Source organism: Nitrosomonas sp. Nm58 (assembly GCF_900107335.1).
GTDB lineage: Bacteria > Pseudomonadota > Gammaproteobacteria > Burkholderiales > Nitrosomonadaceae > Nitrosomonas.
Genome location: NZ_FNPQ01000001.1, coordinates 1 through 14,908 on the forward strand (window position 1 = coordinate 1; position 14,908 = coordinate 14,908).

Genomic DNA, 14,908 nt, shown 5'->3' on the forward strand with positions numbered 1-14,908 from the left:
CGCGGGTTGCAAAAAATTCAAGCAATATGTGCAGTCATGCGAAAATTATTGCACGCCATTTATGGCATGTTACACAACAGACAACCCTTTGACGGTAGCAAGTTCTTCGACATGGAGGCGGCATGATTTTTCCAAAAATGGTTGCGAAATAAGAGAGTATCTTCTCCCAGCGGGAGAAGGTATAGCTGCCGAATTTTGAAGTGTGATGAGTATATTCCAAAGGCCATCAATCCATTCACGTTGTTGCATGGCTACGGCCCCAGGTCAACAATCTTTTTTGGCTTTCGTGAGTAATATAACGTGAGTTCGACATAAAGATCACATCAGCGCGACTGGAAGAGCTTGTGAGGGTCTGATATTAAGTGAGGGTTTCTTCTCCCGGAATATGTAAGCCACCAGTCTGGCTATCAGATTAACAAAAAAATTAAATGGGCGGCGACGACGGGAAGGTTCGATTTGGGATTGCTGTGGTCCTTTGTTTTGCGACAGTAATACCCGGAGATTGCTCTTTCGATTACTGCAACGGATATCGCCGCTTATGATTCAACAAGCGCGCAAAGCGTGTCATCCATTCAGCAGTGTGAAGAATTTATCGGCTGAATGGCTGCCGATTGATATACATGAATAGATTGAGTATTGTATTAACCCGAATATTTCATAAATTGGCACGTGCCCTCACTTGTCTTTTGATTAATAAGAAAGATTTTGCTCAGTCGGGTGTATGAATCACTACACCCATCTTTCTCAAAACTTCCCTATTAATCAAAATCCTGCGTGATCATCACGCGAATTTATGAAATATTCGGGTTAATTGCTTGGAATCAATGTTCTCCCGACGCTTTCCATACTTGTCGGTAAAAATTAGGTTTTGTCTGGCCTTGCTGCAATGGGGTACGAGATGCTCCTATCTGTGAAGAAGCGGAGGAGAAACCAGATCAGTCCTTTTAAAAGTGAACAGGAATAACACCGTGTATGCATTATAAAAAGTGTCTGCAAGGAACGGAGAAGAAGATCCAACAAATCGGCCGGATGGCAACTCAAAAATATCGAAATGGTAACTTGCGTAGCCAGTCTGGTATTCTGCTTTATAGAAGGCTAATTCAGGCAATGAAATGGGTATCAAAGAACCTTGGATGGGTGGAATTCCAAAGAAAGTATTTCCCAGTTCAGTTCCCAGAGAATTTACCACTACATTGATACGGTAGGTAGCATTTTCCGTACCTTCCTGAGCCGTATAGCCTTGCTGCCCCAACCATCCGGCAATAATTCCCCGCAAAATATCCTTATCCGCACTTATTCCGGAAACATCAAGTTTTACAGTTGCACCCTGCGGAATAGGCAAAGACAACGCGGGCTGTTTAGGAAGACTACGCATTGCCGCTTCACTGATCAGCAGTTGTTCAGTTGCGGTTCTAAGCGAATTTGTTATTTTCTGGGTGGTTGAGCAAGCTGATAGCAATCCAACTAATGCCACGCCTAAGCAAAGCGCTTTAACTATTTTCTTCATTATAAATTTTCGCTCCTTGTCGTTATTTATTGGTTTTTTTCTGCTGAGGAATCAATGAACCGATTCATTGGAGCAGCTTCGATTGCTCTAGGCAGGCTAAAGGATAGCTCCGCGTATGTTCCTAGCTTGTTTTATAGAAAGATATCGAGAAATAGGCGGTAAATAAATACGTGGAAACACGTAGAAGAGCAAAGAAAACACAAGGTTAAATTTTATGCTCCAAAAAAGGCGTCAGAGTGGGCAGGATACTGGGAAAGGTATACTCGCTTAACTTGCCATGGATGGCGGCATGGCCACGCGCGAACAGGCGGCATGAATCTCGTCATAAGCCTCTTGTAGTTTGTCAGCGTAGCGCTGTGAAAAATGGAAGGGTATCAGTCGGCTAACTTTAGCCGCCATGGCGATTTCACCGCACGCGCGCGTGGTTAAATGGCCAGTCTGAGCTGCTTGCCCGGCATTGGCTTCCATAAAACGTGCTTCGCAGAGAAAGGTGTGGGCGTATTGGGCTAAAGCCTGTAGATGCTGGCGATTGTCCGGAGTGTCGGCAAGATCGGTCGCATAAACCAGTTTCTTGCCTGGTTTGATCAGGGTCAGGTCCGCTGCGACATCGGCGACACGCGCTACCGTTCCGTCAGGCAGGGTGATGATGGCTGTATCATTTTCGGCCAGCAGGTGGTTTTTCAATGTAGCCAGCCAGGGCCCTGGCTTTAAGCCACGTGCTTGTAAATAATCCTTGCGGATATTGATCTCCATGGTCGGTTCGAATGCATAGGCGAGCACCGGCGTGTGATGATCCAGTCGCTGTGCGCGAATACGGAAACCTGCATCTTGCAGGATCACGCCCGCTTTCAACTTGACCTCACCGAGCGGCACAGGCGCTCCCCGGCCTGCCTGCAGGCGAAAACGCAGCAGATGATCCGCATGTAATTCCCCTACCTCAAAGCAAGGCGCGCGCTCCGCTACTCGGTCCCACAGAATGCCTTGCAGGAATCCTTCGATGTGCTGGGCCAATCCTGGCGGTCCATACAAGCGGCAGAGCGGAAACGGGCCAATCCGCGAGCGCAGTAACATCATGAATCCGCCAATATGATCGATATGAGCATGACTGATAAAGACATCCGTTACCTGATGGGCAATGCGTGCCGGCAGGCGCACGCCCTCTCCCAGATCAAACAGCAGACTGCGCTTTTGTTGCAGCAAGCGCACGTGCAGCAGCGGATCACCCAGAATTCCATTGACCAGGCAGAAGTCGACTGGGCCGATCCGGCCCATGACACGCAATCCGCCATCTTGCACGGTTGATCCGGCGGTATCGGAGGGAGACTGGTATTCAAGCGGTTCCGCTGCAAACGGGACAGCTGTTTCCATCAAGCCGTTGATTGAACGTTGCGCATCCCGGAGCAATAAACCATCAAAAACTTGCGGTAGGTAGGGTAGCCTGACGGTTAATTGATTTCCTTGCAAACGTCTCACTTCGGCCATGACTTGTGTCTGATTGCGATATAACAGCGCAATCTGCCGGCCTGCCCAAGCGCTGACCTCGCCCAATGGCGGCGGCATGCCGATGATATTCAGTTGATTGAGATCGAGTGTATGTTCGATACCGTTCTTAAGAGAGTTATCCCAAAGCTGAGTACGCTGGCGGGCGCGGCTGCGTTTACCCGGGCGCTTGGCCGCCGTGCTGGCGTGGACGACATAGAGCTGGGTTGTCAAGGTACGCAATTCATCAAGCAGCGACGGGGCGCGATCAGCCACAGTCAAGGCAAGCACAGTATCCGCGGCCACCGCCTCGAATAAGCCCTGCAACAATTCGCTGCCGGCAACACCCCGTACTACGCCGGGAGTATCGATTAACAGCACCTCGTTATCCAACGAGGATGATTGCATGAGGCGCCGTACTGCTAAAACCAGCGGAAGGCGGAAACGGCCTGCATCGAGACTACAGGTAGCCTCATAACTGCCCATCTGCCAGCCATCCGCTTGCCACCTGCCGAGAGAAACGGCGCCTGGCAGGCCAAAGGCGGGCGAGCCAGGGTCGGCGCAGAGGCAGTAACAGCTTTGGCCAGTCTTATAAAGCTCATGCGCCAGTTGTGCTGCCAAGGTCGATTTGCCGACGCCGGGCGGACCATGCAGTAGCACCCGCCGGTTTTGCTTTAACACGGTATTGGTGATATCAACCGCGCAACAGGCTAAAACGGGCAAACTGGGTTTAGTATCGCCATGCATGCATTTTTGCTCCTCGTGCGCAAAATGTTTGATGATATTACACCTGATTTTTCGTCGTATTCTAATTCCAAGCGTTTATAAGCAGGGCAGTCTATTGGGCCTGGCCAGTAGATTTGCATGACTTCCCACGGTTAACCCGAATATTTCATAAATTCGCGTAATGATCACGCAGGATTTTGATTAATAGGGAAGTTTTGAGAAGGAGTGGCGTAGTGATTCATACACCCGACTGAGCAAAATCTTTCTTATTAATCAAAAGGCAAGTGAGGGCACGTGCCAATTTATGAAATATTCGGGTTAATACACAATGCCGGAAATAGCTTTACTTGTGTGATCTTCAATGCAAAATCCTTGCTCAGCGACTGACGGAGTCACGATACGTTATTCAGATGATGGATGTGCGGCAGGGGTAAAATCATGCCGGCGCAGCAGGTGGCTGAGGCAGTGGGGTTGCCGGTACAGTTTGTCAGCGCACCAAACCGCAGTATAAATTGTTGGTAGGCGGTGATGGCGTCCTCGTGGGTGAATTTCTGACCAGTCCCGTAGCGCATTGGGTTGGATCTTAGGCTTCTCCTATGGGCAACCTTTTTGATGGATTTGTATTTAAACCTGCAACCATGAGCGAGAGAATGTGTGAGCAGACTCTCCCGTTGCTTGGTGGTTATGAAGCAAGCCAATGACATCACAGCAAAAATTACATTCAAAGCACTACTCCCGCTTGTGATGCGGCTCATTGATCATCAGTGTTCTCTGCTTTGCTCTCCGGGATCGTTCCTTTAACGCAAGGTGATGTTAAATTAATCCCAAGATATCTACGACAATCAAATACACGGCCACTAAATAATTTAAAAATCTTGGTATCAGCAAAATTAATATACCGATCACGAGTGCTAATACAGGTTCGATAGCGATATTCATGAAGATTCCTTCCTCACCTCAAAAATATAGAAGCACTTTAGAGGTACGGTCGAACGTTGTCTGTACGGTATCGCACATAATGCTGTTGGGAGTGATTAAGCCAGATTGCCAACATACGTTGCGTCGATCAGGGACCCGATGCCCAGATTTGTTTATGAGCTCAGGATTGATTCTTAGACTTCATGAAAACGCCAGCTAAAAGTAGCAGTACTGCGGCGCCTGCTATAGCGGTCACTATTGAACCGATGAGCCCTAATAGACTGAACAAAAGACCGCCCACAGCGGCGCCGGCAATGCCAAAAATGATGTTGCCCAGTAGACCAGCGCCTCTTCCTTTCATAAATATTCCAGCCAGCCAACCAGCTACTGCGCCGATTATGAGAAAAATGAATAACCCAACAAAGTCCATTGGTTTCTCCTCTTGTTAATCCGACCACTGTTTAAATTTTAATGACAAAATTAAACACTGTTTATGTGGTACCGTACATAATGGAAGATATAGTCCACTCTCAACCTTTCTAAGGAGTTTGCACGGCAATAGGCGCGTTGCTTGTGGGCTTCTCTATGAAGAAATGAACTGCAAAGTATGTTTCCTCACGTATCCGCACGCGCCTAACGGCGATAAGTAAAATAGTTGGCGATTAGTAGATCATTTCAACAAAACATTCACTGTTCTCGGTGAGCTTGTCTAGCTGACAAGCAATTGATTAAAATATGAATTTTACAAGATTAGGTCAAGCGATGTATTTGCATATATTTTACTGAAGCGATCCACTAGCTTGCGAAGTTTCAAGCAATTCTGATTAAATTACCGCCTGTTTTCAGCAGACGATAGTTTAATTACCGGCTGTATTTACAGTCAGGTCGCTTTGTACTGATTTCACACCATCCTGGCTTTGGGCCATCTCTATTGCCTTGTCGATACTTTGCTGGGAATCAACCGTTCCGCTCAGCTGCACTACGCCATCAGCGGTCGTTACTTTGATTTGGGATACCTTCAGAGAGGGTTCGTTTAAAATTGCTGTCTTAATTTTTAGGGTAATAACCGAGTCATCGATGTACTGGCCACTTGCTTCAGTTTTCTCGATTATCGACTCTTTGACGTCGTCAAGTTTGCTTTCTGCTTTTTCTGTTCCTTGCTCAATCTTTTGTTCAGCATTCTCAACCGAGCGATCTAACTTTTCCCCCGTCTTTTCTGCTGGACCTTTCTGTTGACAGCTCGCTAGTCCGAGAACAGCAAATAAACTAATAATCATAGAAAGTCTTTTTGCTGAAATACCTAGCCTACGCTCATTTGTCGCTTTCATTTAGTTTCTCCTTAAATTGTTAATTGATTTCCGAAAGTGCGCATAACTTACGTAATGACCACTCAAGTGAGCGAAAAAGTGTCAGAGAAAGAAAATATCACTGCTTAAATTCACGGCACACTTTAAACCCTGCTCAAATTCTAGCAAACACATCAAGTGCAGTCTGTACGCTACCGCACAGACTGCAATGGGTTCCGTGGTTAAAATTTTTTTAGGGTTTTATGCGGCTCCGGCTTCAGCTCGAGGCGTGATGCTTGACCGACAAGGTATGCCTGTCTGTAGCCGTTGATAGTTCTTAGCCTATAAAGGAGTATGGATCATGCTCGTTATTAGCAATCGTAATTTAACCCGAATATTTCATAAATTGGCACGCGTCCTCACTTGCCTTTTGATTAATAGGAAAGATTTTGCTCAGTCGGGTGTATGAATCACTGCACCACTCCTTCTCAAAACTTCCCTATTAATCAAAATCCTGCGTGATCATCACGCGAATTTATGAAATATTCGGGTTAAAGCCGGAATTTGATAAAAATGGTTTTAGTAACGAAAATGCTTTTGGTGAACAGCTTAACAGCAAAGACCCAATGAAATTCGGCTGGCAAACCCTTATAAGGAAGGAGGGCAATGGAAGCTGGAACTGGTTCAAGAGCCTAGAACGCCTCGTCCCGATAATTTGCCCAGTAAAACACAGTTTGAAGCCGTTCTGAACCGATGCAAGCAGAACAAAAAGAATTGCTTGTTCTTTGTGCATGGATACAATAAACCATTCGCGGAAACCATCGAGCAAGGATGGCTTTTGCAGGAGCGCTACCAAATTGAAGTTGTTCTTTTTTCCTGGCCGTCCAATACCGGCGGCATCATAATAAAAGAATATAAGACAGTAAAACGGGTTGCCCAAGTGTCTACGGGCGCGTTGGATAATGCATTTGAAAAGTTGGCGTCATACTTGGCGATACCCTTTAATAAGGAGGCGCAGCTCGAATGTGATGTTTCTCTCAATTTCATGACATACAGCATGGGGAATTTCCTGTTTCAGAATTACGTGCAAAGTACGATATACGATGGCGAAACGCGGATGTTTACGAATGCCGTTCTTTGCCAGGAGGCAGATTGTGGCAATGAAGGGCACAGAAAGTGGGTGGAGAATATCCAGGTTGGGAAAAGGACTTATATTACCATCAATGAAAACGACAAAATTCTCGGCTGGTCGGACGCAAATTTACAAAAGGATCGGCTTGGCAGGACGGTAAGAGCACTCGACGCAACCAATGCGATATATGTTGATTTTACAGAAGGCGATAAGGTCGGCAAGATTCATCAATTGTGGGGTGAAGACACCAATGACACGGTAAGGAAGTTCTTTGACCATGTTCTGAATGGCCGGCGTGGCGAAGATGTCGAGGGACTTAGCTACGACTCGCGTGTCAATGCCTTCCGAATATAAAACATAAAACGCGTCATTCAATCGGGGTTTTGCGATGAGGCTAAGGCAATTTCCTGCGAGAGGAGGCGGCAATTTATGACAAAGCGTGAATTCTTCGGCGTCACCATTGAATGTGTGCAGGGGAACATTGCAGTTCAACCCGATATGGAGGCGATTGTCAACGCAGCCAATGCGATGCTGCAGACCGGGGGCGGCGTGGCAGGCGCAATCCATCGGGGGGCGGGCCCTGGTCTCGAGGAAGAATGCCGCAAGCTCGCACCTATCCAGCCCGGCCAGGCGGTCATCACTGGAGCGCATCATCTGCCGAACCGCCATGTTATCCACTGTCTTGGGCCGGTCTATGGTGTAGACGAGCCTTCTGATCAGTTGCTGTCCTTATGTTATCGTAATGCATTGCAACTAGCCGAGGACCATGGCATCAGATCCATCGCTTTTCCTGCAATCTCGACGGGCGCATTCGGCTACCCTCTGGAACCGGCTGTGCGGATCGCTCTCAAGGTAATCTTCGATAGGCTTCCCAATTTTCTGACCGTTAAGCATATTCGCTTTGTTTTGTTTAGCAATGCGGATCAACAGCTATACGAGCAAGTTCTCGGCGAGTTCGCAGAAGCATGATTCAGGGGTTGCAAAAGGCCGGAAATGAACAGTGTTGCAATGGTGACTTATGAGCGTTCATAGTGCAGGCATCATCCTGTACCGCTTTATTGAAAGCGAACTGCAAGTCATGCTGGTTCATCCTGGCGGGCCTTTCTGGGCAAAGAAGGACGATGGCGCGTGGTCAATACCTAAAGGCATCTACCAGGAAGATGAAGAACCGCTCGATGCGGCCAAGCGAGAGTTTCGAGAAGAGACAGGGGATGAGGTTGATGGAGCGTTTATCGACCTTGGGGAAGTCAAGCAGCCCAGTCGGAAAATTGTGCATGCATGGGCCTTAGCGCACGATTTCGACATTTCCAAGATCGTCAGTAACACGTTTAATCTTGAATGGCCACCCAAGAGCGGTGTAATTCAGCAGTTTCCCGAAGTCGATAAAGGGCAGTGGTTTGAGATTCATGAGGCCAGGAAAAAGATCCTGGCAGGGCAGCAAGCGTTTCTCGGAAAATTAATGGAACGGCTTGGTTACCCGCCAAAAAATGCAGGAGCGCCGCATGATTCTGAGTAACAAAGCACCCTGTTTTATTTGATCAGGTCAGTAACGAGATCTCAGTTATTTTATGATTAACTGGACGGCAAGAAGTGAGATCGTTTAAGGAATTGACGGTGATGTATGGAAATATTTGAACTCACCCAATTCGTATGTACATGTCGATTGATCGACTTCCGGATTATGTCCGTAGACTACCGACGCAATGGCATCGTAAAGTAATTTTGGGATGTCATATATTACTGGATTGGATGATTCAACCAATCTTGCCAATTTGAATTCATAAGCGTTGTTGTCCACAAATTCTTTAGCCCATTTTCTCGAGACGGATACCCGTTAGTCGCTATCGTAACGTGCAGCCGTTTCAACCTGCGCAATCGAGCTGCGCAGGTTGAAAACAGCTTGGGATTGCTTCTATGGTTTACTGGACACGATAGGGCGAGCGTTGAGGAAGCCCCAGATGAAGTCTGTTTGCATTACCAGCATGTTTGGCCGGTTGTTGTTATCGTTGTAGAACCAGAACGGATCAGGAATGCCATGATGACTGCGCGCGTAGCCAAAGTCGGTCAGATTGCGTTCGAACACCGAGAGCGCGAGGAAATTAGCTGAGCCATCGCTCTTCAGTGCCGCCCCCGCTCTTGCGTGACAGCTAATGCAGCTCGAACCATCCATAAAGCCTGCCTCGGTCACCGAATTACCCAATAGCGTCGATTGACCCATTGAGTTGACAAACTCCACTTGCGAGCCTTTGAGGCGGAAGTTACGCCAGGCGATATCCTCTGGGTCAGGTTCAACCTGACTGGTACTGCTACCGCTGCCGATATTTAATTGAGCGAGCAGTTTATCCCATTCCGGACGGATCATTTCCAACGGATAACCTTTGTCTGGATTGAACACGATACTGGGCGAGTTCAACTGATCGCTATGTTGATTGGGTTTGGCATAATTGTCTGCGGTACCAGCCGGGCGATTCTTGTCGCCGCTTGCATAGCCATAAGCATCATTGCAGCCGGTGACATCGCAGCGACCGGGCAGGCTAGTATGCTCGAAGGTAGTCCATACCCAATTGGGAATATCTTTAGAGGAAATATGGAACGCCACCAGGTGATGAATGCCTTCCAGATTGCAAGTTAGCGGTGATTTGCTGATACCCAGCGCCTGCAGATCGATCTGTGTCTGCAGCAATTTGCTGATGTACTGCTTGGGATCATCTGGCAACCCCAGAGCAACAGCAAGATCATGGTGCAGCCAGTTGCTCTTGATCATGATGGCATCCGGCGGCAAATCCACGCGGGACAACGCGCCCGGTTTTCCATCCAGGGAAGATTGATTGGCACGACGGTAGGGCGCTTCTGTTTGTAGATTTTTCTGATTGACCTTGAATATATCGATCACACCGTTGGCATTATATAAATTATTGGTGAACAAGTAATCATGGAATACCTTGTTGCGGATGGTGAGTTCGGCATTGGTCTGACGAATGACGCGGCCAGTACTTTCTGCATCGGCTGGATTAAATTTCTTGATGATGTCTGCTACCAGATCTTCGGTCTTACCCTCAACCGGCACCGCAGAACAGGAAGGTACCGGTGTGTCGGCAGTCTTCTTTATAGACTGGAGTTTGGCCATGCGACTCAGGGGATTAAGCGTGTCATGGAATGGCAGGCGGGTGTCACGCTGCAAGGCAGGATCACGCGCTAGCTTTTGCGCTTCTTCTGCCAAAGCATCTGTCAAACTTTTGAGTTTGGTGGCGTGCTGAGCCCCCGGATAAACTGGGCAATGATCAGAGTCGTTGTTCGCTGACCCAGGTTGGCAACAAGCATCTTTACCAGGTGCTTGGCCAGGCTGGCAAAGCGCATAAGGCTGCGCTGGCCAGTTGTCATTCTCGTCAGCCCAGTTTGACCAGAATTTAGCCTGAATCACATCGGCAAAAAGCTTCCAGGAAAACATATCCGGGCAGGTCATGGCAGCGTTGCTCAGTACCTTGCCGGTACTGCTATTGATGGCAACCAACTCACCGTTTTTAACGGTCATCGAACAGTATTCAGCATCCTTGATAGCAGCCTGAAAATACAAAATAGAATCGATGCCAGTGGGTTCGTAACTATCCGCATGAACAACAGGTAGCAGGCTGCTTAAGGCAATACCCATCAGAATATTAAGCAATAAACGAGAGCGTAGGATCATAGTGTTTCTTCCAATTAAGATAAAGGGATAAAAGCTTACTAGCGGATCGTAAAAGAAAACCTACACTGATCTCTCTTCGAGAATAGCGCTTTAAACAGACTTAATCTCAGCCACTCTCATCGAAGAATGTGTTAAGACGTATACGTTAAATAGATGGCTGCGCCAAAACGAAATTTTGCTAAAACTTACTGACTCGTCGTATCGAAACGCGCAAGCTCATTTTTTCAGGTTATGCGCTCTGTGCGATTGCTTTCGGAACCGCATTGTGACGATCTTCAAGATATTTTCAATGAACTTGGCAGAGGGGCATCCTATGGCGCTTCAACAACCCATCTGGGTAAGCTTCTTCCACGAATTGAAGGGGGCGGTGGAGGTGGATGTCCTGTGCTGGTTTTGGGTATTTCAAGATTATGCTATGTAGAAGATGAATAATATGAGTGCATCTGATGATCTCCTTGAAGAGGTGGGAAAAAGAAAATTTGCTACAGTGCTTGCTGATCCCCCTTGGCAATTTCAAAACCGCACAGGGAAAATGGCGCCTGAACATAAGCGACTATCCCGGTATCCGACCATGACCTTGCAGGAAATTAAAGATTTGCCTGTTGAGGCGATCGTAAAAGATACCGCGCATCTTTATTTGTGGGTGCCGAATGCGCTGTTGCCGGATGGGCTACAAGTGATGGAGCACTGGGGTTTTACCTACAAGACAAATTTAATCTGGTACAAGATCAGAAAAGATGGCGGACCCGATAGGCGAGGGGTTGGCTTTTACTTCCGCAATGTGACGGAAATGATTTTGTTTGGCGTAAGAGGGAAAAACGCCCGAACATTACAAGCCGGACGAAGCCAGGAAAATATCATTTCGTCCCAGAAGAGGGAGCATAGCCGGAAACCTGATGAACAGTATCAAATAATCGAATCATGCAGCCCAGGTCCGTATATTGAGTTTTTTGCGAGAGGACCTAGAGAGGGGTGGTTTGTATGGGGTAACCAAGCCGAGGAATATGCCCCTACCTGGGATACCTATTCAAATCATTCGCGGTCAAATGTGGTTTCTTTCAAGAAGCAAAGAAAACTGCCGTAATCCATTTAACGAAGCGGTCCGGCAAGCTTGTATGGTATTTGCGGCGCATTCTCCTAACCACACCGCAAACGTCGATGAAGAATCTAACGGCCCATATAACCAACAGACCGCCGATTTGAATATAAGCTAACGTCGGTGTGTGCCAGCCTCAGCTTTATTAATTTACTTCTGGAGGCCATGATTTCGTCTTTTGAGCGGATTCTTTCACGTTAAATTATGTGGAAAATGGGAGAGAATCCACTCATTTAAGCAATCATTTTTCTCCCGGCATCGATTTAGTAAACATTGCTTCTCATTGTAAGAAGCTTGCGTTAGAATCTGAGACGGTTTCTAGAGAAATCATTTATCCATATGATTATTATGGTCAAAATTGGATATAACTGATACGTAAATTTTAACCGTTTGTGAACAAGGGGGAGGTATGGCAGAGCATTTTACCAAGTCCGCAGCACGTAATATTTTCTATGGCGGTTCAATTTTCTTTCTGGTGGTTTTCACGCTTTTAACAGTTCACAGCCACTTCTATATCAAAAATGTTTCAACGGATGAATCCACTCTGACCGAGGCCGTTGTCAGAGGAAAGCATGTGTGGGAGCGTCATTCCTGTATTAATTGTCATGCGCTACTGGGTGAGGGTGCTTACTTTGCCCCGGAATTAGGAAATGTGTGGGTTCGCTACGGAGGGCGGGAAAGCGCGGAAGGCGCGCGCATGGGCTTAAAAGCCTGGATGCGCGCCCAGCCTACAGGCGTAGCGGGGCGGCGGCAAATGCCACAGTTTAATCTGACAGAACAGGAACTGGATGACTTAATTGATTTTCTTGAATGGACGAGTCGTATCGATACACTGGGCTGGCCCCCAAATGATGCTGGCTGATTGCATGTGCGATTTACTTAAGGAGATTCATGATGAAATATCAGACCCAGAAACTTGCTTATCCCTATTTTGTAGCTGCGCTGGCGTTATTCCTGATTCAGGTATTAGCCGGGGTGCTTGCTGGCACCATTTACGTTTTTCCGAATTTTCTGTCAGAAGCCGTTCCTTTTCATATTATTCGAATGATACATACCAACGCTCTTCTGGTATGGCTGCTGCTAGGCTATTTTGGAGCCAGTTATTTTCTGATACCAGAAGAAAGTGAATGTGAAATCCATAGCCCCAAGCTAGCCTCGCTGCAGCTTGGGATCTTTGTGTTTGCCGCCTTAGCTGCCGTTGTCGGTTATCTTTTCGGGATCCATGAGGGGCGCGAGTTACTGGAGCAGCCTTTTTGGATCAAGATTCTGATGGTTATTGCTTTTTTATTGTTTATTTACAATGTAACGATGACGGTTCTTAAAGGGCGAAAAACCGTCGTTTCCATTGTTTTGCTGCTGGGTCTCTGGGGCGCTGCACTATTTTTCCTCTTTGCTTTTTACAATCCGGACAATCTGGCCTTGGATAAGCTGTACTGGTGGTGGGTTGTGCACGTCTGGGTTGAAGGGGTATGGGAATTGATTATGGCAGCCATGCTGGCCTTCTTATTGATTAAACTAACCGGTGTAGATCGTGAAGTGATAGAAAAGTGGCTCTACGTCATCGTTGGTTTCTCTCTGTTTAGTGGTTTGCTGGGAACCGGCCACCACTATTACTGGATAGGTACGCCGGAATACTGGCACTGGATTGGCGCAGTATTCTCGATTCTGGAAGTTGTGCCTTTTTTCGCTATGATCCTGTGGGCTTTTTATCTCGTTTATCAAAGCGGGCGCAACCATCCCAATAAAGCGGCAACACTCTGGAGCCTGGGTTGCCCGGTCATGGCTTTTTTTGGGGCGGGGGTATTAGGCCTCATGCATAGTTTTCCATCGATCAATTTCTATACCCATGGCACTCAGTTGACGGCGGCGCATGGGCATCTGGCTTTTTATGGCGCCTATGTGATGTTGAATCTGGCTTTTTTTACCTATGCTTTGCCTGCTTTACGGGGATTGCAGCCATTCAACCAGATTCTGAATATGTGGAGTTTCTGGTTCATGACAGGCGCCATGGTATTCATGACGCTGACGCTTGCGTTCGCGGGTATCCTGCAGACCCATCTTCAGCGTGTGCTGGCGATGGGTTTTATGCAAATCCAGTCACAAATTGAATTGTTCTATTGGTTCCGGCTAGGGGCAGGTCTATGCTTTCTGATTGGAGCGGTACTCTTTATTTATTCAGCGCTGGGTCCCGTCCGGGAACAGGTGACGATTTCAAGGTATTCACAATCGCGCTCACAATAACAGTCATTGATCATGAGTCATTTCCAGCTTCAACAGGCATCACACGCACCAGCCGTGCTGCAAGAAGTCCCGTTTTATAAGCCAGTCGGTAATGAATGTACATTATTTGAAGTGGCTTATCGGCAGCAACTGCCGCTGCTGATCAAGGGACCAACGGGCTGTGGCAAAACACGGTTTATAGCCCATATGGCAGCTCGGCTGGGGCGTCCACTCCATACAGTTTCCTGTCACGATGACATGACCGCGGCTGATCTGACGGGGCGCTATCTTCTCAAAGGAGGCGAGACGGTATGGGTGGATGGCCCGTTGACACAAGCCGTGCGCACAGGCGGCATCTGTTATCTGGATGAAATCGTGGAGGCGCGCAAAGACGTCACCGTGGTGCTTCATCCATTGACAGATGATCGCCGGATTCTGCCGCTGGAGCGCACCGGTGAAATCTTGAAAGCACCTGACGGATTTATGCTGGTGGTATCCTATAATCCGGGTTATCAGAATATCCTGAAATCATTAAAGCCGAGTACGCGTCAGCGCTTTGTTTCCATCAGTTTTGATTTTGCCCCGCTTGAAGCAGAAGTCGAAATTGTATCCAGTGAAAGCGGCTTGCCTGTGGAACATTGCATACCCTTGGTGAATCTTGGGAAACGGTTACGGGCGCTGAAGGAGGTTGATCTGGAAGAAGTCGTGTCCACCCGTTTGCTCGTCTATTGTGCCATTCTGATTAAAAATGGATTGGATCCTTTCCAGGCGGCTGAAACTGCCCTGGTGGAACCGCTTTGTGATGATCTTGACGTCAAAGAAGGCTTGTTGGAACTGATACGTGCCACTTACGGCTAAA

General features: G+C 47.6%; 15 protein-coding genes. 8 read left to right on the top strand and 7 right to left on the bottom strand.

Annotated elements, in window-relative coordinates:
- Window positions 1-904 precede the first annotated feature (904 nt).
- The 6 genes from BLW34_RS00005 to BLW34_RS00030 all read right to left on the bottom strand — a co-directional run bounded on the left by BLW34_RS00005 (window position 905) and on the right by BLW34_RS00030 (window position 5,958).
- Window positions 905-1,507, bottom strand: coding sequence for a hypothetical protein (locus BLW34_RS00005; RefSeq protein ID WP_256203504.1), 603 nt, complete (start codon window positions 1,505-1,507; stop codon window positions 905-907).
- Between the two features lie 267 nt (window positions 1,508-1,774).
- Window positions 1,775-3,733 carry a Clp1/GlmU family protein gene (locus BLW34_RS00010; protein ID WP_090574133.1) on the bottom strand — a complete coding sequence of 653 codons (1,959 nt, stop codon included), beginning with the start codon at window positions 3,731-3,733 and terminating at the stop codon, window positions 1,775-1,777.
- Window positions 3,734-4,104: 371 nt separating this feature from the next.
- A complete protein-coding gene (locus BLW34_RS15385; RefSeq protein WP_143037832.1) occupies window positions 4,105-4,467 on the bottom strand; it encodes a hypothetical protein in 363 nt (120 codons plus the stop codon).
- Between the two features lie 58 nt (window positions 4,468-4,525).
- On the bottom strand, window positions 4,526-4,651 hold the full coding sequence (locus BLW34_RS00020; protein WP_090574137.1) for a DUF3096 domain-containing protein: 126 nt from the start codon (window positions 4,649-4,651) through the stop codon (window positions 4,526-4,528).
- Window positions 4,652-4,811: 160 nt separating this feature from the next.
- Window positions 4,812-5,060, bottom strand: coding sequence for a GlsB/YeaQ/YmgE family stress response membrane protein (locus BLW34_RS00025; protein WP_090574139.1), 249 nt, complete (start codon window positions 5,058-5,060; stop codon window positions 4,812-4,814).
- Window positions 5,061-5,487: 427 nt separating this feature from the next.
- A complete protein-coding gene (locus BLW34_RS00030; protein WP_090574141.1) occupies window positions 5,488-5,958 on the bottom strand; it encodes a BON domain-containing protein in 471 nt (156 codons plus the stop codon).
- A 673-nt stretch (window positions 5,959-6,631) separates the two neighbouring features.
- On the opposite strand from BLW34_RS00030, the gene BLW34_RS00035 reads away from it, so the two are divergent.
- From BLW34_RS00035 to BLW34_RS00045, 3 genes are all read left to right on the top strand, one after another.
- A complete protein-coding gene (locus BLW34_RS00035; protein WP_177165902.1) occupies window positions 6,632-7,402 on the top strand; it encodes an alpha/beta hydrolase in 771 nt (256 codons plus the stop codon).
- 114 nt (window positions 7,403-7,516) lie between these two features.
- Complete coding sequence (locus tag BLW34_RS00040) at window positions 7,517-8,017, top strand: macro domain-containing protein (RefSeq protein WP_218138694.1); 501 nt, start codon at window positions 7,517-7,519, stop codon at window positions 8,015-8,017.
- Window positions 8,018-8,066: 49 nt separating this feature from the next.
- Entirely contained in the window at window positions 8,067-8,564 is a 498-nt protein-coding gene (locus BLW34_RS00045; protein WP_090574147.1) for an NUDIX hydrolase, read from the top strand.
- A gap of 396 nt (window positions 8,565-8,960) precedes the next feature.
- Here BLW34_RS00045 and BLW34_RS00050 read toward each other — a convergent pair whose 3' ends face one another.
- Entirely contained in the window at window positions 8,961-10,733 is a 1,773-nt protein-coding gene (locus BLW34_RS00050; protein ID WP_090574149.1) for a hypothetical protein, read from the bottom strand.
- A gap of 231 nt (window positions 10,734-10,964) precedes the next feature.
- On the opposite strand from BLW34_RS00050, the gene BLW34_RS00055 reads away from it, so the two are divergent.
- From BLW34_RS00055 to BLW34_RS00075, 5 genes are all read left to right on the top strand, one after another.
- Window positions 10,965-11,165, top strand: a complete 201-nt coding sequence (locus BLW34_RS00055; RefSeq protein WP_090574151.1) for a BglII/BstYI family type II restriction endonuclease — start codon at window positions 10,965-10,967, stop codon at window positions 11,163-11,165.
- A gap of 1 nt (window position 11,166) precedes the next feature.
- A complete protein-coding gene (locus BLW34_RS00060) occupies window positions 11,167-11,817 on the top strand; it encodes an MT-A70 family methyltransferase (protein WP_090574153.1) in 651 nt (216 codons plus the stop codon).
- A gap of 421 nt (window positions 11,818-12,238) precedes the next feature.
- Window positions 12,239-12,691 (top strand): c-type cytochrome, encoded by a 453-nt coding sequence (locus BLW34_RS00065; RefSeq protein ID WP_090539025.1) that lies wholly within the window; start codon window positions 12,239-12,241, stop codon window positions 12,689-12,691.
- Between the two features lie 32 nt (window positions 12,692-12,723).
- Window positions 12,724-14,070, top strand: a complete 1,347-nt coding sequence (locus tag BLW34_RS00070; protein ID WP_090574155.1) for a cbb3-type cytochrome c oxidase subunit I — start codon at window positions 12,724-12,726, stop codon at window positions 14,068-14,070.
- A gap of 12 nt (window positions 14,071-14,082) precedes the next feature.
- The gene (locus BLW34_RS00075) at window positions 14,083-14,907 is read left to right on the top strand and encodes a CbbQ/NirQ/NorQ/GpvN family protein (protein ID WP_090574157.1); all 825 of its coding nucleotides are present in this window, start codon (window positions 14,083-14,085) and stop codon (window positions 14,905-14,907) included.
- Window position 14,908: the final 1 nt, after the last annotated feature.